The organism is Mesorhizobium sp. B2-4-7 (assembly GCF_006442685.1).
Classification (GTDB): domain Bacteria; phylum Pseudomonadota; class Alphaproteobacteria; order Rhizobiales; family Rhizobiaceae; genus Mesorhizobium.
In genome coordinates this window covers 62,125-86,799 of record NZ_VFVH01000017.1, presented here as the reverse complement: position 1 = coordinate 86,799, position 24,675 = coordinate 62,125, and the positions used below count along the sequence as shown (strand labels likewise).

The 24,675-nt window shown below is 60.8% G+C and carries 24 protein-coding genes and 2 pseudogenes; 21 read left to right on the top strand and 5 right to left on the bottom strand.

Annotated features, from left to right (window positions below):
• The first annotated feature begins 28 nt into the window (after positions 1–28).
• From FJ946_RS30070 to FJ946_RS30940, 14 genes are all read left to right on the top strand, one after another.
• Positions 29–952 carry an ABC transporter permease gene (locus tag FJ946_RS30070; protein ID WP_140523273.1) on the top strand — a complete coding sequence of 308 codons (924 nt, stop codon included), beginning with the start codon at positions 29–31 and terminating at the stop codon, positions 950–952.
• Positions 952–1,962, top strand: coding sequence for an ABC transporter permease (locus FJ946_RS30065; protein WP_210239621.1), 1,011 nt, complete (start codon positions 952–954; stop codon positions 1,960–1,962). The genes FJ946_RS30070 and FJ946_RS30065 overlap by 1 nt, the downstream gene beginning before the upstream one ends.
• 13 nt (positions 1,963–1,975) lie before the next feature.
• Complete coding sequence (locus FJ946_RS30060) at positions 1,976–2,995, top strand: ABC transporter ATP-binding protein (RefSeq protein WP_181168562.1); 1,020 nt, start codon at positions 1,976–1,978, stop codon at positions 2,993–2,995.
• Entirely contained in the window at positions 2,992–4,047 is a 1,056-nt protein-coding gene (locus FJ946_RS30055) for an ABC transporter ATP-binding protein (RefSeq protein WP_140523278.1), read from the top strand. Before FJ946_RS30060 ends, FJ946_RS30055 begins: the two co-directional genes overlap by 4 nt.
• A gap of 29 nt (positions 4,048–4,076) precedes the next feature.
• A complete protein-coding gene (fabG, locus tag FJ946_RS30050; protein ID WP_140523280.1) occupies positions 4,077–4,826 on the top strand; it encodes a 3-oxoacyl-ACP reductase FabG in 750 nt (249 codons plus the stop codon).
• A gap of 84 nt (positions 4,827–4,910) precedes the next feature.
• Complete coding sequence (locus FJ946_RS30045; protein WP_224656196.1) at positions 4,911–5,675, top strand: FadR/GntR family transcriptional regulator; 765 nt, start codon at positions 4,911–4,913, stop codon at positions 5,673–5,675.
• A gap of 41 nt (positions 5,676–5,716) precedes the next feature.
• Positions 5,717–6,616 carry a polysaccharide deacetylase gene (locus FJ946_RS30040; RefSeq protein WP_140523283.1) on the top strand — a complete coding sequence of 300 codons (900 nt, stop codon included), beginning with the start codon at positions 5,717–5,719 and terminating at the stop codon, positions 6,614–6,616.
• Between the two features lie 318 nt (positions 6,617–6,934).
• A complete protein-coding gene (locus tag FJ946_RS30035; protein ID WP_140567526.1) occupies positions 6,935–8,470 on the top strand; it encodes a sugar ABC transporter ATP-binding protein in 1,536 nt (511 codons plus the stop codon).
• Positions 8,471–8,472: 2 nt separating this feature from the next.
• A complete protein-coding gene (locus tag FJ946_RS30030; protein WP_140523288.1) occupies positions 8,473–9,447 on the top strand; it encodes an ABC transporter permease in 975 nt (324 codons plus the stop codon).
• A complete protein-coding gene (locus tag FJ946_RS30025) occupies positions 9,447–10,457 on the top strand; it encodes an ABC transporter permease (protein ID WP_140523290.1) in 1,011 nt (336 codons plus the stop codon). Before FJ946_RS30030 ends, FJ946_RS30025 begins: the two co-directional genes overlap by 1 nt.
• 30 nt (positions 10,458–10,487) lie before the next feature.
• A complete protein-coding gene (locus tag FJ946_RS30020; protein WP_140523293.1) occupies positions 10,488–11,702 on the top strand; it encodes a sugar ABC transporter substrate-binding protein in 1,215 nt (404 codons plus the stop codon).
• 183 nt (positions 11,703–11,885) lie between these two features.
• A complete protein-coding gene (locus tag FJ946_RS30015) occupies positions 11,886–12,218 on the top strand; it encodes a hypothetical protein (RefSeq protein WP_140523295.1) in 333 nt (110 codons plus the stop codon).
• Positions 12,211–13,251 carry a GTP-binding protein gene (locus FJ946_RS30010; RefSeq protein WP_140523298.1) on the top strand — a complete coding sequence of 347 codons (1,041 nt, stop codon included), beginning with the start codon at positions 12,211–12,213 and terminating at the stop codon, positions 13,249–13,251. Before FJ946_RS30015 ends, FJ946_RS30010 begins: the two co-directional genes overlap by 8 nt.
• 54 nt (positions 13,252–13,305) lie before the next feature.
• A complete protein-coding gene (locus FJ946_RS30940; protein WP_181167739.1) occupies positions 13,306–13,479 on the top strand; it encodes a hypothetical protein in 174 nt (57 codons plus the stop codon).
• A 496-nt stretch (positions 13,480–13,975) separates the two neighbouring features.
• On the opposite strand, the pseudogene FJ946_RS30000 reads toward FJ946_RS30940, so the two are convergent.
• Positions 13,976–14,413: pseudogene (locus FJ946_RS30000) on the bottom strand (transposase); the annotation flags it as partial.
• A 559-nt stretch (positions 14,414–14,972) separates the two neighbouring features.
• Here FJ946_RS30000 and FJ946_RS29995 point away from each other — a divergent pair.
• Positions 14,973–15,848 carry a hypothetical protein gene (locus FJ946_RS29995; RefSeq protein WP_224656195.1) on the top strand — a complete coding sequence of 292 codons (876 nt, stop codon included), beginning with the start codon at positions 14,973–14,975 and terminating at the stop codon, positions 15,846–15,848.
• A gap of 215 nt (positions 15,849–16,063) precedes the next feature.
• On the opposite strand, the gene xth is transcribed toward FJ946_RS29995, so the two are convergent.
• The 3 genes from xth to FJ946_RS29975 form a co-directional block, all read right to left on the bottom strand.
• Positions 16,064–16,840, bottom strand: a complete 777-nt coding sequence (xth, locus tag FJ946_RS29990) for an exodeoxyribonuclease III (RefSeq protein WP_140523301.1) — start codon at positions 16,838–16,840, stop codon at positions 16,064–16,066.
• Positions 16,841–16,850: 10 nt separating this feature from the next.
• A complete protein-coding gene (locus FJ946_RS29985) occupies positions 16,851–17,033 on the bottom strand; it encodes a DUF3606 domain-containing protein (protein ID WP_140523303.1) in 183 nt (60 codons plus the stop codon).
• Between the two features lie 1,206 nt (positions 17,034–18,239).
• Complete coding sequence (locus tag FJ946_RS29975; RefSeq protein WP_140523309.1) at positions 18,240–18,455, bottom strand: hypothetical protein; 216 nt, start codon at positions 18,453–18,455, stop codon at positions 18,240–18,242.
• 171 nt (positions 18,456–18,626) lie between these two features.
• Here FJ946_RS29975 and FJ946_RS29970 point away from each other — a divergent pair, with 171 nt between their 5' ends.
• The 5 genes and pseudogenes from FJ946_RS29970 to FJ946_RS31410 all read left to right on the top strand — a co-directional run.
• Positions 18,627–19,637: an SDR family oxidoreductase gene (locus FJ946_RS29970; RefSeq protein ID WP_140555432.1), complete on the top strand. Its 1,011-nt coding sequence runs from the start codon at positions 18,627–18,629 to the stop codon at positions 19,635–19,637.
• Between the two features lie 254 nt (positions 19,638–19,891).
• Positions 19,892–20,029 carry a hypothetical protein gene (locus FJ946_RS29965; protein ID WP_246673105.1) on the top strand — a complete coding sequence of 46 codons (138 nt, stop codon included), beginning with the start codon at positions 19,892–19,894 and terminating at the stop codon, positions 20,027–20,029.
• A 512-nt stretch (positions 20,030–20,541) separates the two neighbouring features.
• Entirely contained in the window at positions 20,542–20,778 is a 237-nt protein-coding gene (locus FJ946_RS29960; protein WP_140523311.1) for a hypothetical protein, read from the top strand.
• A 509-nt stretch (positions 20,779–21,287) separates the two neighbouring features.
• Positions 21,288–22,088 carry an amidohydrolase gene (locus FJ946_RS29955; protein WP_318013598.1) on the top strand — a complete coding sequence of 267 codons (801 nt, stop codon included), beginning with the start codon at positions 21,288–21,290 and terminating at the stop codon, positions 22,086–22,088.
• Positions 22,070–22,204: pseudogene (locus FJ946_RS31410) on the top strand (ACP phosphodiesterase); the annotation flags it as partial. The gene FJ946_RS29955 and the pseudogene FJ946_RS31410, both read left to right, overlap by 19 nt.
• A gap of 224 nt (positions 22,205–22,428) precedes the next feature.
• Here FJ946_RS31410 and FJ946_RS29945 read toward each other — a convergent pair.
• Entirely contained in the window at positions 22,429–23,307 is an 879-nt protein-coding gene (locus FJ946_RS29945; protein WP_140523314.1) for a GNAT family N-acetyltransferase, read from the bottom strand.
• A 227-nt stretch (positions 23,308–23,534) separates the two neighbouring features.
• Here FJ946_RS29945 and argE point away from each other — a divergent pair, with 227 nt between their 5' ends.
• Positions 23,535–24,659, top strand: a complete 1,125-nt coding sequence (gene argE / locus FJ946_RS29940) for an acetylornithine deacetylase (RefSeq protein WP_140523316.1) — start codon at positions 23,535–23,537, stop codon at positions 24,657–24,659.
• Positions 24,660–24,675 lie beyond the last annotated feature (16 nt).

Below are 24,675 nucleotides of genomic sequence, written 5' to 3'. Positions count from 1 at the left end.
ACAAGTTAGTGTATCGGAAAGATCTTAGATGTCTTCGAAGCTTAGCCTTCTCCTGAGGCTGGCGGTCATCCGGCCGAGATTTGCGATCGGCTATCTGATCGTCATCGCGATCACCCTGCTGGCGATCTTCGCGCCGGCCATTGCACCCTATTCGCCGACCGAGGCGGATTCGGCCAGCTTCCTGCAGCCGCCGGATGCCACCCATCTCTTTGGCACCGACAATGTCGGCATGGATATTTTCAGTCGTTCCATCTACGCGCCCCGCATCGACCTGACGATCGCGATACTGGGCACGCTCCTGTCGGCGCTGATTGGCGGCTCGATCGGTGCTGTTGTTGGTTTCTACAGCAGCGGGCGCGGCATTCGCGTGTGGCTATCCTTCGCCGTCATGCGCGCGGCCGACGTGCTGCAGGCATTTCCCATTTTCGTCTTCGCCATCGCCCTGGTTGCCAGCCTCGGTCAGAGCATCCAGACGGTGGTTCTGGCCATAGCCTTCGTCAATGCGCCGATCTACTTGCGTCTCATGCGCTCGCAGGTGCTCAGCATCCGCTCCATGCGCTATGTCGAGGCTTCGCAGGTCAATGGCCTGTCGGACATGCAGACCATTCGGCGCCACATCATTCCCAATGCGATGGCGCCGGTGCTGGCGCAGCTATCGGTCAATGTCGGCTGGGGCATCCTGCTGACCTCGGCGCTGTCCTTCGTTGGTGCCGGCGTGCGCGCGCCGACACCTGAATGGGGCAGCATGATCGCCATGGGCTTTCAAAACGTGGTGACCGGCCAGTGGTGGCCGTCCATGTTCCCCGGCGCGATGCTCGCGATCACCGTATTCGGCTTCTCGTTGGTCGGCGCGTCCATCGAGGTCCTGGCCGATCCGTCCAAGCGCCGGCAGCTGCTGAGCGATGCACGCGAGCATCGCCGCCGGGTCGACCGGCCGGCGGAGGGCGCCTGATGCGCATCCTGGCCTATCTCGCCAAGCGCCTGATTTTCGTGATCCCGCAGTTGCTGGGCATTGTGCTCGTGAGCTTCCTGCTGGTGAAGAGCATTCCGGGTGACCCCGCTGTGCTGATGCTCGGGCCCACGGCGACGCCTTCGGCCATCGCCTCACTGCGCCAGCAGCTCGGGCTCGACCAGCCTCTCTACATGCAGTTCCTGATCTATGTGCGCAATCTCTTGCATGGCGACCTGGGAACCTCCTGGCAGACAACGCGGCCGGTGCTCGAGGATCTGCTTCAGCGCTTCCCGGCGACCCTCGAACTCGTCACGCTTTCGCTGCTCCTGGCTATCATCGTTGGGGTAACGCTGGGCGTCTATGCGGCGCGCAAGCCAAACGGCTGGATCGCGCGCCTGTCCGATCTCTATGGCTTGAGTGCCGGTGCGCTACCGGACTTCTGGTTCGCCCTCGTGCTGATCTTCATCTTCTATACCGTGCTCGGCTGGGCGCCTGCGCCTCTCGGCCGTATCGACATGATCGTCATACCGCCGGCGCCGGTCACCGGAGCCCTCACCATCGACGCGCTTCTCGCCGGCGACCTGCAGGCCTTCTGGTCTGCCTGCGCGCATCTGGTCCTGCCGGTGATGACGCTCGGGCTCCTGAATGCCGGTCCCATCCTCAAGATGACGCAGGCGACGATGGAGAAGATGCTGGACTCCGATTTCAGCCGCTTTGAAGTTTTGTGCGGGGTGCCGCAGAACCTTGTCGTGCGCCATGCGCTGCGCAATGCGTTGCCATCGATCGTCACCATTATCAGCGTGCTCTACGGCTTCCTGATCGGCGGTGCGGTGCTCGTCGAGATCGTGTTCTCGTGGGGAGGGGCGGGGCAATACGCGGTGCAAGGTGTGCTGAATTCGGACATCTATCCGGTTCTGGGCTTTGTGCTCTTCTCCGCCATCTTCTCCCTCATCGTCTACATCGCGGTCGACCTCATCTATTTCCTGCTCGACCCGCGGATCAGCAATTAATGTGAGAATGTCATTGGGCGCAGCAGAAATCATAAGCAAAACGCGCAACGCGTCCGGCGGCGACAAGCCGCCGTTGATCGACATCAGGAACTTGCGCGTGACGTTCCCGTCCGGAAGCGCCGAACCGAAGGCGGTGCTGAAGGGCATCGACCTTGCAGTACAGCCTGGCGAGATCGTTGGCCTGGTCGGTGAGAGTGGCGCGGGCAAGACGACGCTCGCCCGCTCCATCCTCGGGCTGCCGCCATCGCCGGGCCGCATCGCCGGCGGCGAAGTCCACTTCGAGGGCCGCCAGATCCTCAGCCTGTCCGAATCCGAACTCCGCCGTCTTCGCGGCCGCCGTCTCTCGGTCGTGGTGCCGAATCCCCGCGCTGAGCTCAATCCGCTGCTCAAGGTCGGCGACCAGATCGCCGCGATGGCGAGGATCCATCTCGGCGTCGGCGGCAAGGAGGCGCGGCGCATGGCGTTGAAGATCCTGCACGACGTGCAGATACCGGACCCGGAACGGCGCATGGATGCCTATCCTCACGAACTGTCCGGCGGCATGGCGCAGCGCGTCGTCATCGCCATGGCGCTGATCTGCAGCCCGGCCTTTATCATCTCGGATGACGCCACCAGCGGACTCGACGTCACGGTGCAGGCGCAGATCCTGGCCCTGCTGACCAAGCTTGCCTCGGAGCATGGCAGCGCCATGCTGTTCATCACCCGCGACGTCGGCATCACCGCGCATTTCTGCAATCGCATCGCTGTGCTGTTCTCGGGCGAAATCGTCGAAATCGCGCCGCGCGAGGCTCTCTTCCTCGCGCCCGCGCATCCCTACACATTGATGCTGCTTGCAGCCTTCTCCCATAGCCCCAGGCTGCGCGACAGCTGGAGCGTGCCGGACACTGGCCGGCGGCGCGAACCGCCCACCGGCTGCCAGTATGCCAACCGCTGTCCCATCTCTCAGCCGGTTTGCCGCGCACAGCGGCCACCTTTCGCCGAGATCGGTCCGGGCCACTTCGTCCGCTGCCATTTCCCCGTGAGGCACGCATGAACGCCGTCCTGACCATCGACAACCTCTACAAGCGCTTCCCCATTGCCGGCTCCAAGCAGGTGGTACAGGCGATCAACGGCGTCAGCCTGACCATCGAGCCGGGTGAGACACTGGGGCTCGTGGGCGAGAGTGGCTCAGGCAAGACCACGGTCGGCCGCTGCATCGTCGGCCTGATCGAGCCGACCGCCGGAAACATTCGCTTCCGCGGCACCGACCTGGCGCAGCGCCATCAACACAAGAGCAAGCTGGCTGGCAAGATTCAGCTTGTATTCCAGGAACCGAACGAGTCGCTCGACCCGCGCATGAAGATCGGCGACACGATCTGCGAGCCGCTCCTGCCGCTAAAGCTCGACCGCGAAACGAGGCGCCGCCGCACGGCCGACGCCTTGCGCCTGGTGCGGCTGGATACCGACTTGCTCGACGCCTATCCTTCCGAGCTGCCTTCCGGGCAACAGCAGCGTGTCGGCATAGCGCGCGCCATGGTCACGGAGCCCGAACTCGTCGTCCTCGACGAACCGACCTCGGCGCTCGACCCGACCGCCCGCGCCGAGATCATCGATTTGCTGCGGCGCATCCAGAGCGAACGCAACACCGCCTATCTGTTCATCTCCCACGACCTCTCCACGGTGCGCTTCATCAGCCACCGCGTCGCGGTGATGTATCTCGGCATGATCGTTGAGCAGGGCAGCGCCGAAACGGTCTTCAATCGCCCGCAACATCCCTATTCCAGTGGTTTGCTGTCGTCGGTCATGCTGCCGCATCCGCATCTCAAGATCGAAAGCAGCGTCAGCCTCAAAGGCGAGATCCCGAGCCCGATCAATCTGCCCCAGGGCTGCTTCCTGGCATCGCGCTGCCCGTTCGTCATCGATCGCTGCCGCCGTGAGATGCCGCCGGCTGAGACGGTCGGCGAACGGCACACGGTCCATTGCTTTCGCCACAAGGACGTCGCCGCTTCGGTGCCGGCCTCCGACACCTTCAACGTGTTCATGAAGGAAGCCGAACGCATCCTCGGCCGGCCGGCGCCCGGTGGTCTCGCGTCTTCGCTACGATAGTCAATCAACCAGGAAATGGGAAACCAAGCATGTCAGGACGTCTCGCTGGAAAGAAAGCACTGGTCACGGGAGGCGCACGCGGCATCGGTGGCGCGATTGCCACGGCCTTCGCGCGCGAGGGCGCCGACGTGGCCGTTCTCGACCTGAAACTCGAGGCCGCCGAGGCGCGCATCTCCGCCCTTGCTGATTTCGGTGCAAGGACCTTCGCCGTCGCGGCCGACGTCAGCGACGAGGCGCAGGTCGAGGCAGCCGTCAAGAAGGTGGAGGCGGCGCTCGGCCATATCGACATACTGGTCAACAATGCCGGCATCGACACGACGTCCGTCGTCGCCGAAATGAGCACCGGCATGTGGGACCAGATGATGGCCGTCAACCTGCGCAGCGTCTTTCTTTGCACGCGCGCGGTGCTGAAGCCGATGATTTCCCGCAAGTTCGGCCGCATCATCAATATCGCCTCGCAGCTCGGTCACAAGGGCGCGCCGGAAATGGCGCACTATGCGGCCGCCAAGGCCGGTGTCATCGGCTTCACCCGCTCGCTCGCCTATGAGGTGGCGCGCGACGGCATCACCGTGAATGCCATCTGTCCCGGCCCGATCGAAACGGAGCTATTCAAGGCGCTGCCGGAGGAATGGAAGAAGCGCAAGCTCGGCGAACTGCCGATCGGCCGCGCCGGCCATGTCGACGAAATCGCTCCCACCGCCGTGCTGCTGGCGTCGGAGGAGGGCGCTTACTACATCGGCGCGACCATGAATCCGAACGGCGGCGATGTCATGCTCTGATCAACCGCGGGCTGAATGGTTCCATCCAAATGTATCTTGTTCTAGCTATGTGGCGACAATTCCTGCTGACGCTGGGGCCTAGCCATGATGAAACGCAATCTTAGTGATGATGGAAAGACGGCGGCCTTACAGCCGCCCGACCTGCGGCGCGAGCGCCGGGAAGCCAGCGGCGGTGTGGCCCAGGCAACGGTGGCCGCCTTGCAGTCGATGATCCGCGACGGCAGGTTGCGACCAGGCGATACATTGCCGCCGCAGCGCGACCTGGCCCGCGACCTCAATGTGAGCCGCGCCACGCTGCGCGAGGCTCTGTCGATCCTCGCCACCATCGGCGAGATCGTTGCGCGCGAGGGAGGGCGGGGCTTCGTTTGTGCCGACCCTTCCGGCGCACCGGCAACTCCGTCCTGGCGCTTCGCGGCGCGTTATTCGCTGAGCGAGGTCTATCAGTTCCGCTACATCGTCGAATCCTACGCCGCCGAGCTCGCGGCGCTGACCCATACCGATCAGGAGATCGCCGACCTGAAGGAATGCACGATCGCCTTTCGCAACGCGGCGCGCGAAAAGGACCTCAATTCCTACGCGCAGACGGACTTCGATTTCCACAACCTCATCATGCGCATCTCGCGCAACAAGCTGCTGGTGGACATGCACCAGACATTCGCGAGCGTGCTGCTGGAGAGCCAGCGCCTGCCCACCGAGCGGCGGGGCAATCTGCTGTTCGCGGTGCAGGAGCATGATCGCATCCTGGAGGCGATTGCCATGGGCGATCCCGATGGCGCCAACTACTACATGCGCAAACATATCAGCATGGCGGGAAGCCGGGCCGGTCTTCCACCCTCGCAACTACCCTAGACGCCCTTCGGCCGGGGACATGAACAACGAAAGGAAGAGAGATGCCGAAAGAAATGTTTGTATCCTACGGAGTGGACGTTGACGCTGTCGCCGGCTGGTTGGGTTCCTACGGCGGTGAGGACAGCCCTTGCGACATCTCTCGCGGCGCCTTCGCAGGCAAGGTCGGCAGCCTCCGGCTGCTTCGGATGTTCGAAAAGTGGGGGATCAAGACGACATGGTTCATCCCCGGTCATTCCATCGAGAGCTTTTGGGACGAAATGAAGGAAGTGGCGGACGCTGGCCACGAGATCGGCATGCATGGCTACAGCCACGAGAACCCGATCGCCATGTCGCCCGAGCAGGAAGAGGCCATCTTCAACAAGTGCGTCGACCTGATCACCAAGCTTTGCGGCAAGGCGCCTCGCGGCTATGTCGCTCCCTGGTGGGAGTTCGGCTCGAAAACAAATGAGCTTTTGAAGCAGAAGGGGCTGCTCTACGACCACTCGCTGATGCATAACGACCATCACCCCTACTATGTGACGGTCGGCGACCAGTGGACGAAGATCGATTATTCCAAGCATCCATCCAGCTGGATGAAGCCGTATTCGCAAGGCGAGGAGACCGATCTCATCGAGATACCGGCATCCTGGTATCTCGATGACCTGCCGCCGATGATGTTCATCAAGGCCTCGCCCAACAGTCACGGCTTCGTCAACCCGCGCGATATCGAGCAGATGTGGCGCGACCAGTTCGACTGGGTCTACGAGAACTACGACTATGCCGTGTTCCCGCTGACGATCCATCCCGACGTGTCGGGCAAGCCGCATGTGCTGAAGATGCACGAACGGCTCCATGACTATATGAAGGGCTTCGAGGGCGTGAAGTTCGTCAAGATGGAAGAGATCGCGGCCGATTTCGGCAAGCGCTTCCCGCGCAGCGGCAAGGCACGTCCCAAATCCTGAGCGGCTTCGGCGTACTATGCCGGGATCGCCGCGCGGTCTCCGGCCCGGTTCGCTTGAGTGGTCAGACCCGATAGATCGGATTGATTATACTTTCTGTGTCATCTCGCCGATGGCAGCTCCCGTCAATTCTGCTGGAAACAGCAGAATTGATGGTGGATTTGGTGCCCTTCGCATTGCTTTTCGACCACCCATTTCCGGTCAGACCAAATGTGCTGAAAATTCAAGCTTTCTTGCAAGTTTTCTTAATTGTCATGGCGGGTAAGGCGTGCTAGCTCCAATCTTGGTCTGACCAAATAGGGAAGACTGGGAAGAGGTGGAATGAAGGATAGAACGCACAACGTCCTTGATTTCCGATCCGTGTCCAAGCGCTACGGTGCCACGATTGCGCTTGAGGATATTTCGTTTGAAATGCGCTCCGGCGAAGTGTGCGGTCTGCTCGGCGAAAATGGCGCCGGCAAGTCGACACTCGTGAAGATACTGAGTGGCGTCGTCACACCTGATACCGGCTCCATCGAATTGCGCGGCGCTCCTTTCAAGCCGCAGGGCATTGTGGACGCCCGCTTGGCCGGCATAGCAACCGCCTTCCAGGAACTCAGCCTGATTCCGACATTGTCAGTGGCCGCGAACCTGTTCCTGCCGCGCCCGGCACTCAACCGCCTTGGTCTGGTGTCGGCGCGCAACATCGAGCGTGAGGCGGCTGAGATTCTTCAAGCCCATGACGTGGCGGATATCGCGCCCCGGCGGCTGGTCGAGGATCTGCCGCTCGGCACGCGCCAGAAGGTCGAGATCGTGCGTGCGCTGCGGCACCGCCCGGCCGTGCTGGTGCTCGACGAAGCGACCGCCGCGCTCTCCGACCGTGAATGGCTTTTCAAGCTGGTCGATGCCGCTGTTCGTGGCGGCACGTCAGTGCTCTACATAAGCCACAAGCTCGACGAGATCCGCCGCTTGTGCCAGCGCTGCGTTATCCTGCGTAACGGCCGCAAGGTGCTGGAAAGCGATGTTGAATCCATGAGCGACGAAGCGATATTCAGCAGTATGGCCGGTCGCTCCGTGGTTGAATCCGCGGAGAAGGCGCCGTCGGCGGTTCGCGTCGGCGCCACGCCGGCGCTGGAGGTCGGTCACCTGATCGGCCCTGGCGTCAATGATATCAGCTTCTCGCTGGCTCCCGGCGAGATTCTTGGTGTGGCGGGTCTGGAGGGTCACGGGCAGTCCAGTCTCTTCAAGTCGCTGGTGGGCTTGTCGACGCTGCGAGAGGGCACGATCTCGATCGCAGGCAAGGCGACTTCGGTCGGCTCGCCTCGCGCGGCGCGTAGGCTCGGCATGGTGCTGGTGCCGGAGGAACGAAAGTCCGAAGGACTGTTTCACGATCTCACCACGCAGGCGAATATCTCGCTGCCGGTGATAGACAAGGTGAGCCCATTCAAGCTCGTAAACAGATCTTCCGAGCTGCGGCTGGTGGAGCAGGTAACCCCGGCAGTGAACCTTTCGAAGCAGCTCCTGCCCCTCAACGTCGGCGCGCTTTCGGGCGGCAACCAGCAGAAGGCGGTGCTGGCGCGGGCGCTGATAACGGGCGCGCGGTGCCTGCTGTTGTTCGATCCCACGCGCGGTGTCGATGTCGGCGCCAAGCGCAACATATACGCCATGATGCGCGCGTTCGTGCGCGATGGCGGCTCGATCCTGTTCTATTCGACTGAACTGGACGAACTCGTTCAGCTCTGTGATCGCTGCCTCGTTCTCTACCGCAATTCGATTGCCGGCGAGCTGGGCCGCGACCATCTCTCACAGGACCGTATGCTGTCGCTGGCATCCGGTTATCGCGACGGGTCGCGGCGGCCTGCCGCCCAAGGGGCGTAACGATGGCATCCGATACGCCTCGCGGCCGCTTGACAATTCTAGGCAACGGAGCGGTCGCCGCCATCGGCCTGCTTATCGTCATGTTCGCCGTCTATGCCGCCCACGAGCCTTCGGCACTCTCGCTGTTCGGCATCGGTAACCTCCTCAACAACGCCATCGTACTCGCCCTCGCCGCAACGGGACTGACGCTCGTCGTGGTATGCGGCGAGCTGGACCTTTCGGGCCCCGGTGTGATCGCCATCGCGAATGTGGTGGTGGCGACGGTGAGTGGCGGCGATGCGGGCGCCCTTGGCAGCTTCGGCCTGGTTCTGTTGGTCGGCCTCGTGGTCGGTGGTCTCAACGGCATACTGGTCGCCTATTTTGGACTGCAGTCGCTCGCCGTGACGCTCGGTTCTCTGATCGCATGCCAAGGCATCGCGCTCCTCATCCTTCCGGCACCTGGCGGCGAGGTGGTGGAATCCATCGCTTATGGCATCACCGGCGACATTCTACGCATTCCCGTGCCGGCGATCCTGTTGGTGCTGGTGCTCGTCTTCTGGTTTCTGCTCAAGCATTCGCGCATGGGCATAGCAATGTACGCGGTCGGCACGGATCAGACGGCCGCGCGGCTCTCGGGGCTCAATATCCGCGCCACCAGGCTATTCGCTTTCGTGGCCGCCGGCCTGTTCTATGCCATGGCCGGCTTCGTTTTCAGCGCCGAGATCGGTTCGGGCGATCCACGCATCAGCGATTCCTTCTTGCTGTTCATGTTCGCGGCGGTCGCGATCGGCGGCACGTCCCTGTTCGGCGGTCGCGGCGGGGTGGTCGGCACGCTGGCCGGTGCAGGTATTTTGACGGTGTTGCAAAAGATGCTGTTCGCGCTCGGCGTGGCTGACTTTTACACCAACATCTTCAACGGACTTATCATGATCTTGGCAATCCTTTTCGGCCAAGCCTCCGTCTATTTGGCGCGCCGTTCCGCGAGAAGGGAAGCCTGATGACCGACAAGGACATTACGACCCCGGCACAGACGTCCGAGCACGGCGCGCAGAGCGCGCGCCGCGCACTTGTCTCATCGGACCTTGTGCCGCCGATCACCGTGTTCGCCGCCACGGCGCTGCTGGTCATCGGCACGAAGATCGCCAGTCCCAATTTCGGTTCGTTCGACCAGCTCACCGCCATACTGGTTACCGCCATCTTCCTGGTGGTCGCTTCGTTCGGGCAGGGGCTGGTGATCCTTCTGGGCGGCATCGACTTGTCACTGGGCGTGGTCATCGGTGTCGGCGGCATGATGATCGCGGAACTTACGCGCGGCAGCAACGACGCGCTGCTGTACGCCATTCCGCTTACCCTCTTGTGCTGTCTTGGCATCGGTCTCATCAACGGCATCGGTGTGGCGATTGCCAAGATCCCGCCCTTCATCGTGACGCTGGCGTCCGGCATCACATTCTTCGGGGTGGCGCTGGGTTTCACCGCGGGCAATTCGCAACAATCGGTCGCTCCTGCGATCCAGCAGTTCATGAGCTCCCGCTGGCTGGGGGTACCCTACCCCGTCTATTTCATAATCGTCTTTGCGGTGTTCGCCTGGCTGTTCCAGAACAAGAGCGCGGAAGGCCGCAAGCTCTACGCCATTGGCAGCAGCCCTGGCGCGGCCAACGTGCTGGGCCTGCCGATCGCCGCGCTCACCATCGCAGTCTATGCCATCAGCGGCCTTTGTGCCGGAATGACCGGCATCCTCTTGGCCGGCTATTCCTCGAGCGCGACGCTTGACATGGGCGATGCGCTGCTGATGCCCTCCATCGCCGCCGTCGTCATCGGCGGCGCACGGGTCACCGGTGGCTCCGGCATCTATCTCGGAACTCTTGCCGGCGCGCTCTTCCTCAGCACGTTGTCCACCGTCATCACCACGCTCAGCCTCTCGCAGGGATTCCGCGACCTGGTGCAGGGCGGGATCATCATCATCGCTTTGCTGCTCCAGCGTGGGCGGCTCAATCTGCGAAGCCGTTAGTCGGCGGTCGCTTCAAATGGGAGAAAGAACATGAAGAACGCTTCGCGTAGACTGACTTACGGCCGGGCGGCCATCGCCGCCACGTTGCTTGGTCTGGGGACATCCAGCGCGAATGCCCAGGATACCTACAAGGTGTTCCTGAACATGAGCTACAGCGGCAACACCTGGCAGGCGAGCGCCGCCAACGGCATCAAGGCACTGGCTTCGACCCCGCCTTACGACAACCAGGTAGAGTTCAAGACCATTATCTCCGGCACCGACGTGCAGAAGCAGATATCTGACCTCCAGAGCATGATCGCGGCAGGCGCCAACGCCATTCTTCTGTATCCGCTCTCGCCGACTGCGCTCAACCGCACCATCAAGCAAGCCTGCGATCAAGGCGTCGTGGTGTTCACATACGACAGTACGGTTACGGAGTCCTGCGCGCACAACGTCTCCAACATCACCGCCCGTTACGGCGCCAATACGGCGCAGTGGATGGTGAACCAGATGGGCGGCAAGGGAGAGCTGATCTTCAACCACGGCGTCGCCGGCACGACCGTGACCAAGACCTATGACGAACAGGCCTATGGCGTGTTCAAGAAATATCCCGACATCAAGATCGTCGGCGATTTCTATGGCAACTGGAACGACGCGACCTCGCAGGAGGAGGTTGCCAAGATCCTAGCCGCGCACCCCAACGTCGACGGTATCTGGACGGTTGACGGCACCTTTGGCTCTTTGCAAGCCGTCATCAACAGTCGTCCCGACAAGCTGGTCGTGATTGCCGGCCAGTCCAACAACGGCTATCGTCTCGCGATGGCGGATCCGGCAATGCAGGCCAAGGGCCTGAAAGGCGTCTCCTCGAGCGCGGGTCCGGCCGTTGGCGGCTACGCCTTCAAGCTCATGATGGAAGTCGTGACCGGCAAGAAGAAGCTAACCGCTAACAACATCGAATATCCGCTGCCATGGGTTGAGCCGCAGGATGTGAAGCTCTGCCAGGGTGAGACCTTCGTTGACGGCTGCAACACTTTCCCTGCCGACAAGGTGCCACCGCTCTTCATCGACACCTCGCTGAACGGCGATCTGCTGCCCGAACTCAGCTTGAAGTCGGTGCAAGATGGTACGCCCACGCCGGGCGCAACCATCAAGGATCTGCCCGACGTGACCTACGCCGACAATTTGCCCGGCATCAACTGCGGAAAATGTGAGCCGACCAAGGGCTGGCTGGAGCCAAACAAGGTTAAGCCGATCCCGGCCCCTTGAGTTCCTCGACAGAAGAACGCGGCCTCGGCATTTCCGAGACCGCGTTCTTCTTCTGGTCGAAGCCTGCGGTAGACCAGGCAGGGGGGACTTGGCATCGCCAGGCAGGGCAACCACCTACAGAGGAACTGTAAGGCCCTGTCGGGGTCAAACGGTCTCCGAAGACGGTCATCCAAGGAGCAGATCATGTGCTCGCTATGCGGCGTTCTAGGCAGCAACGAACATTGGACCGATGCCGTGGCCCGGCCCGGCGTTTACACGCGCAACGTCGAAAACGTTGACCGGCGCCGTGAGCGCGCCAATCGCGTCAGGATAGCTAATCTCATCCTGGCCTCCTTCGGCATGCGGCTGGCGGACTGGCAGGGGACGGCCTTTGTCATTTCAACGCGAACGGGCAAGACCGAGATCATCAACGATCTCGGACACCTATGGCAGGCTGCGGAGCGTCTTTCGGGCAGGACTTGCGATCCGTTGGAGGCCGATGTCATCGCAAGCTTCGAAGCCGGTCGCGATGGCTGAACTACCGCCTTTCACCCCGGTCCACCTGCTGACAGGTTTTCTCGGCTCGGGCAAAACGACGCTTCTGAAACGGTTGCTTGATGACCCTGATCTATCGGACGCGGCCGTGCTCATCAATGAATTCGGCCAGGTTGGGCTCGACCACCACTTGGTGGAACGAATTGACGAAACCATGGTACTGCTTCAGTCCGGCTGCGTGTGCTGCACCGTGCGCGGTGAACTGGCCGACGCGATCCGCGATCTATATTCGAAGCGGGAGCGAGGCCAGATATCCCCGTTCCGGCAGGTAGTGGTCGAAAGTACGGGGCTGGCTGACCCATTTCCGATTCTTTCGACGCTAAAATCCGATCCGATGCTGAAGCACCATTTCATCGTGGGAAATGTGGTGACCACCGTCGACGTCATGAACGGGATTGCCAACCTCGACCGATATATCGAATCCAATCGTCAGGTGGCCATTGCCGACAGGCTGGTCATGACCAAGACCGATCTCGCTGACGACGCCAAAATCGGGCGACTTGCAGATCGGCTGGAGCGCATCAATCCGGATGCCCCGATACTGAATGTCCGCTCCGGGTTCTGCGCACGAGATCTGTTCGAGCAGGAGACTGTAGCCCGTGCAAGCCAGCTGCAATCGCAGTCAGGCTTCTTCTGCGAGGAGGCTGCCGTGTTGGCGACTGCCGACGGACAGGCGCATCAAGCGGCGATCGCATCCTGCGTCCTGGTCTGGGACGAGCAAGTCGATTGGACCGCGTTCGGCTTATGGCTCACCATGCTGCTCAACAGACATGGAGAGCGTGTCCTTCGGGTGAAGGGCATCCTGAACATCGCAGGTGAAGACCGCCCGGTCGCGGTCCACGGTGTGCAGCATCTCGTTCATCCTCCTGTACATATGGAGGCGTGGCCGAGCCAAGACCGCACATCGCGGCTGGTCATCATTGCCGACGGCCTCGATTTAGAACGGGTGCAGCGCTCATTCGCTGCATTCGCATTGGCCAGCCAGCCCAAAGTCATGGTGATCGGCGGCGCGTAGCCGAGCGCCAATGTACCCCACACGGACCAACCGACCGCGGCGATGGTCATTGGCATGCCGATCATGATGATCATCGTGGCGATGCTGGTGCTGCTGATGATCATGCGTCATCGGCGACCGAAGCGCGGCGGCGATGATCAGCATCACGCTGCCTTCGTCCCAAGCGAAAGCCGCTCCCCGCTCAGAAGACACAAACCGCCAAGCGCGGCGCGGCCGACGCGATGTTGAGCGCCTCTCATACACGCTGCGGCTCGGTGCGGCATCCCAGAACCACGATCACGCCCAACTGCGTCGGCATCTTGCCGATTTGGTCGCGGCCTACAATTTCGGTCGCAGACTCGAAACCCTCAAAGTCTCACCCCCTACGAGTTCATCTGCAAGGCATGAGCTTCCCAGCCCGAGCGCTTCACTCTCAATCCGCTCCAGCAAATGCCGGGACTTCTCTATTCGGTGTGTTGAAGTCAATCGCTTTCAAGCTTCCTCTACCATGGGCATTTGATGTCTTTCGCGAGGCCCTGCTTCTCTTCGGGATCGGCGCTTTGGCCCTCCCAGCATGGGATCAGTTGGAATGAAGGGGACAATCTAAACAGCGTTCTCACCACGTTGCCGCGGTGGAAACGAGTCCCGGCACGTCCTCTCTTCATCCTCCGTCCCGCGAAGGACATGTATCCGCCCTTGGCGGATCCCGTTATCGGATCTTCTCCCTTTCGTTTGGTGGACCCGGCTATATCACCCCCGTCGCTTCCTCTCGCGCCCAGCGGAACTCACCGCCGTCGGACCATATTCTGTGCATGATGACAGCCATTCTGCGAGCAAGGGCAACGGTCGCCCTTTGCCGGCCTCGACGTTTGGCGATGTTCATCCCCAAGTTTTCAGCCATGACCACTTTTTCACCACCGTCAGCAAGACTTGCGCGGCTTCATAAAGCAGCGTCCGCATCATGGCGTCACCGCACAGGGAAACACGTCCGACGCGATTGTCCTCGCCTGATTGATGCAACCGCGGCGTCAACCCGAGAGCCGGACCTACGGCTTTCGAGTTCTTGAAGCGTGCAGGAACGTCGACCGTGGCATTGAAAGCCAGCGCAACGACAGGGCCGATACCAGGCACGGTCATCAACCGCCTGCAGAACCGTGTCATCCTTCACGATCGACAACAACCTTTCATGCAGCACCGTGAACTGCTCGCGAAGTTTCTGTCGGGCGGCAAGCAACGCCTCCATAATGTCACATAGCTCCGGAATGTCGTTGGAAAGGTCCTGGATGCGATCTGCAAATTTGGCAGCGCCGACAGACTGGTGCAGCCATGGGTATCTCCCCTCGACAACCCCCTTCAGAAAAAACGCATCCAGCGGCCATTTCTCCTGAATTCCCGCACTTTGGCTTTCCAGCGATAAACTGGCCTTGGGCGATGAATGGAAACGGTCAGGTGTCTGTGCTCGAGAAGGTCCACATAATTGGCACTGTTGAATTTCGATTTCGGTCTCGAATTAAGAAAGCTGGTGCAAATCCAGCTTGATCGGCCTCTCGGGCTTCCGGACGAAAAGCGCAGATCCTGTTGCATTGCGCGCTGGATCGCCGATCGCGCTATCGCCCAGGCCCTAGCGAAGTAAGCAAAGGTACGTTCGCCTCCTGCAATCTGGGAGTTCTTGCCGACATCGGCGCGAAGGGCACTTGCGCCTTCGTAAAGCGTTCTCCTGTCAGAGATGCGGTGAAGGCTCCATGATCATGAAGAGAACGGATGGATCAGGTTCGAATGACAATGTCTCAACGGGCGTGCCGGCGTCCTTCCCCTTTGATCGGACCACCGTCGAACGCTTCCGGAAGAGTTTTCCCCGGGCCCGCTGGAGCGATCAACTCAAGGCCTGGTTTGTCCCGGGAAAGACCGCAGCTCGGCGCGTCAATCGTTGGATGGAGCAAGAACTCGCCGGATCGAGCGTGCATGCTGACAGCAGAGGACGCGACGCCTACGCCTTCGATCCTATCGTTTCCAAGTACCTGTTCGTGCACCAGGATCGGCTGGAGGTGCAAACACCATATTCTCGCTCGGTGGTGAAGGTGATGCGCGACGTGCCGTTTGCGTCCTGGGATCCCGACAGGCACGCTTGGAAAGTGCCATATCGCTCCTATGAACAACTGCATCGACGCTGGGCGGAAATTGAGGCTGCCGCTCTTCGCAACGAGCCCGAAGCGCGAAAACAGCGCGCGGCGCAGAGGCAGGGGTCTCCGCAAGAACTGGCGTCTCGCGCCCATGCCACGGAACGCCGCCGCAGGCGCTATCCGCTGGATCCAAACGATCTTCCGCCGCTTGGCCGGCCGGTAATGACACGGGGCTACGGTGTCATCGTCTTCATCGGGTGCGATGGCGAGCCCGTCGATGGCGACATTCTTGGTACCCAGTACGCCGACTTTCCAGACCACCATGACTATGTCTGGGGTCGGTGGCGTCCCGCCGCCTTCGATGAGCTCATCAAGACCTGGCCCTCGCGAACCAAGACGGAGATTGGTGACGCGCTTTGGTGGCAGCCAACTCTCGATGACCTCAGGGTCGCACGAAAGGCGGCGCGTGGGTTGGAAAGACGGCGAGGTCGAGTGTGACCCTGTTTGCCACCGTTGAGGCTCTTCTCGATGCCTCCACCGAAGTCTGCAAAGTCGGCGGGTCCATACCTCGTCGGGTTTGGACTCGATCCGTGCAAGCACGCGCGTACGGAAATTGCTGTCAGGCTCAACCAAGGACATGTCCGAAATATGCGACAAGTTTCGGACAAAGGCGTGAACCTGCTGACATCTGAACTTGGCCCCGTCAAAATCGACTAGTCGAGCTCTATCCAAGCCGGCGCATGATCGCTGGGCTTTTCCCACCCTCGCGTCCCAACATCCACGCCGGCATCGCGAAGCCTGGGCGACAACGATGGACTGACGAGCAGATGGTCCATTCGCAGGCCAGAACTCTTGTCGTAGCCGCCGCCATAGGAGTGATTCCAATAAGTATAGACCCCCTTCTCCGGGCGGATGCGCCGGACCGCATCGATCCAGCCATCCTCAAGCATCTCGGCATAGGCTTGCCGGCTCTCGGGGAAGAAAACCGCATCGCCGAGCCATCGTCGCGGCACCACGGCGTCAATCGGAGTTGGAACGACGTTGTAGTCTCCACACAGCACTGTCGGCGCTCCCGCTTTGAGCAAGTCCTGGCCGTGGCTGATCAAGCGGTCGAACCAGCGCAGCTTGTAGTCGAACTTGGGACCAGGCGCTGGATTCCCATTGGGCACGTAGAGACAGCCGACAACGAGCCGGTCCACCTGGGCTTCGATGTAGCGGCTGTGAGTGTCATCAGGATCGCCAGGCAAGCCGCGCCGGCGTTCAACCGGGTCCATCCCTCGAGTTACAATGGCCACTCCGTTGTAGGATTTCTGGCCATGCCAGATGGCGCCGTACCCCGCCTCGCGGATGGCCTCGATCGGAAATTTCTCGTCGGACGTTTTTAGTTCCTGGAGGCAGACGATGTCGTAGTTGGTGGCCGAGAGCCACTTGAGGAGCACGGGCAGCCGTCCATTGACACCGTTCACATTGAAGGTGGCAATCCGAACCATTTGTCGTGGCTCATTTCTTTCCGAGTTTGTCCTTGACCTTCTTGCGACTGTTGCCGACCGATTTCACGGCCGATTTGACGTCGGCTTTGCTTGCCCCACTCTTGCCCGCCTCGTATTTCACCTCATGATTCTGCCCGCCAGCGACCTTTGCGCGGTCCTGGCTGCGCCCGCGAGTTGTTTGAGTAGCGGCCATTTCTTCCTCCAAGGATTACGTTTCGATTTCCCAACAACGCGGCCGGACTCTTCCGGTTCAATTCATCGGCGCGTAGTGTGGAACTGAAAGTCAGGGCCGGCTATTGGATCGAACTATGTGTTCGGGTTCCGCATGCCGGCCGTAGAGGCCGCCCTCTACCCGGACATTACCCCCTGCCTCAGTTTCGTCCGTTCCAGCGCTGCGCGCTGATCGACGACATACCGGTCCATACGGGAATGACGAAGTGCAGGTGAAATGAATAGGAGATCGCGGCGATCTCTCCTCGATATACACATGGCGAGGCGAGCGACCGCGAGAAGCACGAATGTCCTCTTTGGAAATCCGGTACCCATCCGGTGAAGCAGCCTTGCTGACATAGGCTGAAGGGCTGCAAGTTCTAGTGCCAGCACTAGGAGTAGCCCTATGACGAAGCATCAGATTGAAGTGATCACCTCGGTCGAGCGGCGCCGGCGCTGGGCCGGAGGAGAAGGAGCGGGTGGTCGGCGCGACATTTGAACCGGACGCCAATGTTTGGAGCTTGCGCGATCGGCCGGCATTCAAGGATCGATGACGGACGCTTTGATCGCATTGGTAGCCGCGGCCACAGAGCGCACGGGACTGCCGCTCCCGGGTCCAGCGGCTTCACTTCGTCCAAGTTTTCAGGCTCTCTCACATTCTCCCGAGCAGCCAGATCAGCCCAGCGTCCGGCTCGGCCTCAGTGCTGCTGGTACCTGACGCCCTTTCGAGGGCGCAATGGATGTTTCGCAAAGTCGAGGTGCATGACTATCATAGTTAATTGTAACTGCTGGTAACCTTGCGTAACCGGTAGCCATCAGTAGCTTTTGAGCAGAGAACGGTATGTTGTATCCTGGTCGTTTTTTGGGGCCGAGCGATATTGTTATGCTTGCCCACGTTTGTCACTCCGTCTGCAAAGAGCGCGGCGTAGCCCCTGCTTCGAACGAAGCAGCGCGCATTGCTGCGCACGTCCTCAGGCTCTTTATGAACGGCCTGACTGAGGAGGATGAACTGCTCGATGCTGAGAGGAACTGGGCTCGACGGCTCGACCCGTCATACCTGCAGAATCCCGTCAATTACGCTGAGACGGAAGAGGCCGCGTAATCCCCAGGCGCTTGTCAAAGGTGAAATTATGTCGGTCGTGCAGACCGATTAGATCAATCACCAGCCGCGAGCTCCGGATCGGCCGGCTCAAATCATTGGACGAAGATGCGTTGCCGCTAACGGGCAAAGAACTCTGCTAGCGGTCAATTGGGTGGGCGAAATTCTGTGGGCCCACAACGCCAGCAGGATCGCCTCGTACGCACTGCCGATCTCCCAGTCGAGGTAATTTCGGCTGTCATAGCCGATGATTTGCTCCATTGCTTCCTTATCTCGGGCATTGAGAGCTCTTGGGTTCGCGGTCAATCGGACCTCCTGCGCAACCAGCCGCCCAGCCATTCGCCATCCCGTGGAGAAAATTCGCCATCCCGTGGAGAAAAGATGACATGGCGGCCCTCCTCGGGCTCTCTCGATCGGACCAAGGAGCCTTATCAGGCCGAGGCGGTTCGGACGTTTCACGCGCCTCGGAGAAGTCGAATGACCAAAGACCGTCCCCGTTCATTGTCCCGACGTGAAGTCATGGCGGCAGCAGGAGTCGGAATAGCGGCCGGCGTCTCGGGTACGGCCAGCGCCCAGCAAACAACGACCAAAATCTCAGAGAACGGACCCGCGATGCAAGATCCCCGCTCCAAGTACCCGAAGCCGCCATTCGAAGCACAGACGCAGCCCTGGCCCGGCCTGGCACGCGACATGAAGCCGAAACCCGACCACGGAGAGACCAGCTACAAGGGTTCAGACCGGCTTGCGGGTCGCAAAGCTCTGATCACGGGAGGCGATTCCGGTATGGGCCGGGCCGCCGCTATTGCTTATGCGCGCGAAGGAGCGGATGTCGCGATCAACTTCTATCCGTCGGAAGAGCCCGACGCGAGTGAGGTGATCCAACTTATACGAGATGCCGGCAGGACCGGAGTCGCGCTTCCCGGCGATTTGCGGGAGGAGGCTTTCTGCCAGAAATTGGTTGCCGACGCCCTGCAGCAGCTCGGCGGGCTCGATATCGTCGTCTGCAATGCCGGCCGGCAGCAGGCGAAACCCTCCATCCTCGACATAACGAGCGAGGACTTCGACGCTACAATGAAGACCAACATCTACGCGCCGTTCTGGATCATCAAGGCGGTGCTGCCGCATCTGAAGCCAGGATCCTGCATAATCGGAACGACCTCGGAACAGGCCTACGATCCTTCGCCCGAGCTCTACGACTACGCTCAGACCAAGGCCGCGACTATGAACTACGTGAAGTCGTTGGCGAAGCAGCTCGGACCTAAGGGTATTCGCGTAAACGGCGTGGCCCCGGGACCGATCTGGACGCCCCTGCAGATAAGCGGCGGCGCGTCGGAGGAAAAATACAAGAAATTCGGCAGCACAACTGCGTTGGAACGGCCGGGTCAGCCGGCGGAACTGGCCTCCATCTATGTGCAGTTGGCAGCCAACGATGCAAGCTTCGCAACCGGAAATATCTACGGGTCCGGCGGCGGCCAGGGGCAGCCATAAGCAAACAAAGGGGCAAAGGTGATGCTCCCAAGCGGATCCTTCATCACCTCGTCGCCCGCAAGATCCGCTGAGCGGCTGAGCGATGCCATCAGCTCCGCCTGCGGGGATATTCGCCGTGCAGGAGGAACATTTCGCGAGGGGGGCAGTTTGCGATCTGTGTCTTCCACTTCCACGAAACAGGTGCGAAATGACCGTTCGCGAGCTTTTAGAGCAGATCAAGGATTTACCGCCGGACGCTGGTCTGCAGCGCCGAAGTGGACGAAGCCTTTGGCATGAATCCTACTGCGGTAGAAATCGTTGACGACGCTCAAATTGGTAGCCGCAAGTCCGATGGCACCGAGGCGATCCAACTGGGCGGCGGGAGACATAAGGTGATCGTCATTCGCTGGTGAGGCGCCGAGGGCAGCTTCCGTTCTTCAATAGAATTCACGTCAGCCATCGACGGCAAAGGCAAAACCGAGTTTGGAAGGAGCTTTGTCATGGCCATGCAGTCGAAAGCGCCGGCCTCGTGAAGCGCAGAAGGAGACCGTTCAGCGGGTGACGCACGAGTACAACCACGGCCCGCTATCGCGCCTGGAACTGGAAAGCCCGAAGGGAAGGGGGCCCGGTCTCATCGATGCTCTCAGCACGAAGGGGAATGTCGGCGGCATGATATGTGTTTCGCAGGACAGACCACGTTCCGTGATCCGGCCCCGAGGGCTATCGAGCTTCACACAAACCTTTGAACCCGGTCGGGCAAGCGCGGGATCGCCTGGCGAGGGATGCCGAGTTCGGGACAACTTGCAAAGATCGCAGCTTTCTCTTCACCGAACTGGTCTCATCTCTGCTTCGAATGATGCGAACCCGACCGGGCGCGAGCCAGTGCATGCTTCGTGTGTGGCACGCTCGACTTGAGCGCCGGTTGATGCTTTCCTATCTGGCTGGAGAGGCAAGGAATTGCATGGCAAGACTCGTTCGTCTCATAATCTGGCTGTTGATCGCGCCCGGTGACATTATCTCGATCTCGGATCGGCTTGGCGTTACCAAGGACCAAAACCGCGACCTTGTTCGCATGCTCTTCAATTCGCTCTTTTGGATATTAATCGTCATCATCGGCTTGGCGATCTGGACGTCACGAATGCCGGCGTTTGGCTCGCGCTAAGATATGGTAGTGTCTCGGCCGTCTAATCGCGGACCGAAATGCAAATTTGTATTGGGATGTCGTTTGCCGGGAGCACGGTCGAAATAAGCCTGCTGCTGCCAAGCCGTGCACGACGCGGACAAGACCGACGTAACTAGCCGCACGGGCAGTGGCCCTCCGGGAAGCGTATCCGTACGTTTCGCCTCCCTGCGATCGTTTGGCAGAGCAAGTAGCCAAGCTCGCAGCTATGGAAATCGATCAAGGATGACTGGTGAGTGGACAGTTCGCCCCCCGAAACTGATCTTTGACATCGCCACAAGGCGACTAAGCCATCGAGGCCGAGCCCTTGCAAATACGCATGAAGGCTTCGCCCGGAACACCGGCACCGTATCGGGATGAGGTCACGATTTGGTTGATCATAGGAATCGGACTTGCTGTCGATACAGGGGACAGCAATGATCATCGTCTACTCCGCTGGGCCATCGAAGGCTTAAAAGGCCGGTTGTCCAAGCCGTCGGCAGGAGATTGTCATGAAGAAGCATACTTCTCGTGAGGACACATCCGCCGTCCTGTCGAACATGGGCAGGCTGCTGCCCGATCTTGAGGCGCTCTACAAAGACATTCACGCCCATCCGGAACTGTCGATGCAGGAGACGCGAACAGCGGGCATTGCCGCTGAAAGGCTCAAGAACGCCGGTTACGAGGTAACAGCCGGGGTGGGCAAGACGGGTGTGGTGGGATTGCTCCGCAACGGCAAGGGGCCGACGGTGATGCTGCGGGCCGACATGGACGCGCTCCCGATCGCCGAGAATACGGGCCTCGCCTTGGCCAGCAAGGTCACGGCGACGGACGCCGAAGGGAACACGGTGCCGGTAGGGCATATGTGCGGCCACGACATGCACGTCGCCTGGCTTGTCGGTGCGGCCACGCTGTTGGCGCAGACGCGCAAAGACTGGAAGGGTACATTGATGGCCGTCTTCCAGCCTGGTGAAGAAACCGCCCAAGGCACCCAGGCCATGATCGATGACGGTCTGCTTAAACGCTTCCCCACGCCTGATGTCGTGCTTGGCCAGCATGTCATGGTCGGTCCCGCCGGCACCGTCGCCGGCAGCGCCGGGCCAATCACCTCCGCGGCGGACAGCCTTCAAATCCGGCTGTTCGGACGAGGGGCCCATGGGTCGATGCCGCAAGCGAGTATAGATCCCGCCGTTATGGCGGCATCCGTCGTCCTGCGACTTCAGACCATCGTGTCCCGCGAGGTTGCCGCCACCGATGCGGCAGTGGTCACGGTCGGTGTGTTGCAGGCCGGCACCAGTTCACGCCGGGCCTGATCACGGACGGCGGCGAAGTCACAGTCGAATCCACGCAGGAGTTCTTGCGCAACTACATGGCCGAGTTCCATATGTTCATCGCACGGGTCCTTCAGGTGCTTCCAAAGGATGCCTGATGTTGTCACGGAGCCCCTAGACGGCTGCGATCCGGAGGCTGAGGGAAGGGCGGCCTGCTTGCTGCCTTTCGCAACAATGCGAGAGTGATTGATGGCGGATGGCCCACACCGAAGATATCTTCAAGGGAACGGGTAACCCAGAAATGCCACTACGAAGGCATAGTCGTGGAAATGCACTACCACAATCTGCAGTGGCGTCTTTCGGTCGCATTGTGGTGCCGCAGTCAGCTCAATGCGTGGCCAGCCAATCCATAAACCCACGGTCCGTTTTCTTCCCGGTTCAGGAAGCGACGCCCTTTGGACATGGTCGTAACGGTTTCGGCAATGCCAAGGCCGCACTGCTCGAGAAACGCGGCAAACATGCCATCCTTCTCCCGGGTATCGACTCGGGCGAACCGTCCTGCAAGATTTCTCAGATGGACGGCTGTGAGATGGACCGCGTCCAGATCACTGCGCGCGACCATCGGGCCGATCACGTAGCCACGCCCGAACTCGCGACACATGGAGTAGCCGACGATCTCGCCGCCACGGCTCAAAGTGCAGATCGAGGCATCCGCTGAGAGCAATGCGAGCAGCCTCTCGCGGTTTGTTCCAAACGCGCGCGTATCCAGCTCGATGATCTCATTCAGCCTGTCGCTCGGCAGCGTCTGCAATTCACCTTCCAAATCAGCCATGGCCGGGAGTACCAGCGGAACCTCCCCCTGTCGCATATATACGATGGCCTCGGTCGTGAAGCCAAGTGAGACATAGAGAGGATAGGCGACATGGGTGGCGTTGAGCGCCAGATTGCGATCGCCACACTGCTCAAGCACTTGGTCCATAAGCCATCGGCCACCGCCTTGCGCTTGCGTGCGGGGCGTTGTGATCACTACGCCAATGGTGGCGAAATCGTCCCCTTGCGGAAACCACATCGCGCTGCCGAAAACCCGACCAATGCCGTCTACGGCAACAATGCCGCGGCCGGCGCGGCGCAGAATATCCCAGTCCTTTGGCCGATGCGGCCAGCGGACTGAGATCGACAGCGCGTGCAGCAACTCGACGTCAACATCATCGATGTCCCGCGCGACCAGTTCGAAAGACTTCAGGCGCACTGATCTCTGCATTTCAGTCGACCTGCTCCTTATATCCAACTCGCGAGCACGTCCTGTCGTCGCTGACGGTGCCGCAGCCGTCTTTTGCCTTATGATTACACCCGAAAGCCAGCAGGTTTCGCTGGTTCCGGGCCAATATTCGAAATCTTCGGCCAAAGCATAGCTTCATTCGGCACGGAATGCTCTCGCCTGCTGCCACACTTGTCGCATCCAGCGAACTGCGAGTGGAGCGGCGCCCGGTGAATGTCGAAGAAATTCTAGCGACGCTGATCGCGTTCCCCTCGGTCGTGGGCTCGCCCAACGGCGCGATCGTCGACTGGGTGCGTGAATATTGCGAGGCGGCCGGAGCAGAAACGACCGTCCTTTGCGGCCCCGAAGGCGACCGGTCCAACCTGTTTGTCACGATCGGGCCGCGGCGTGCCCGCGGCTACATCTTGTCGGGCCACCTGGATGTCGTGCCGGCCGGTGAGCGGGAATGGAACTCGGATCCCTTTGTTCTGCGCCAAGATGGTGCCAGGCTTCATGGCCGAGGCACCTCCGACATGAAGGGCTTTCTTGCCTGCGTGCTGGCTGCGCTGCCGCGGCTTGCGGCGACGAACTTGCAGCGGCCCATTCATCTCGCATTCTCCTATGACGAGGAGGCGGGTGCCCGTGGTGTGCCGCATCTCATCGCCGCCCTGCCAAGCCTGTGCGAGAAGCCGCTTGGCGCGATTATCGGTGAGCCGAGCCGAATGGAAGCCGTGCGGGGGCACAAAGGCAAGGCGGCCGCGCGGCTCGAGGTGATAGGCAGGTCCGGTCATTCTTCACGGCCCGAGCTGGGACTGAATGCCGTGCATGCAATGTCAGGTCTCGTCACGCAGATCGTGGCCTATGGTCAGACCCTTGCGGATGGGCCGTTCGACACGGATTTCGCGCCTCCATACTCGTCATTGCAGGTTGGTGTCATCGCTGGCGGCCAAGCCGTCAACATCATCCCTGATCGCTGCACCGCCGATATCGAGCTCCGTGCCGTGCCGGGTGTTTCCCCATCATCATTGCTTGAGCCGGTAAAGGCCCAGCTAATCGCTCTCCGTGACAGCGGCTTTGACGTGGCGTGGCATGAGTTGAGCGCGTATCCCGGTCTTTCGCTCCCGCAGAAGAGTGAACTGACAACCCTTCTGGCCGAGTTGACGGGGCAAGAGCCGCTGCCTGCGGTAAGTTACGGCACGGAGGCTGGCCTCTATCAGCAGGCCGGCATCGACGCGATCATCTGCGGTCCCGGCGATATCAGCCGGGCTCATCGTGCCAACGAATATATCGAGATCGGCGAACTTGTTGCCTGCCGGAGCATGATCGAGCGTCTCGGCACGCGCCTAGCCGCATAGCCGGAGAGGGCGGTTT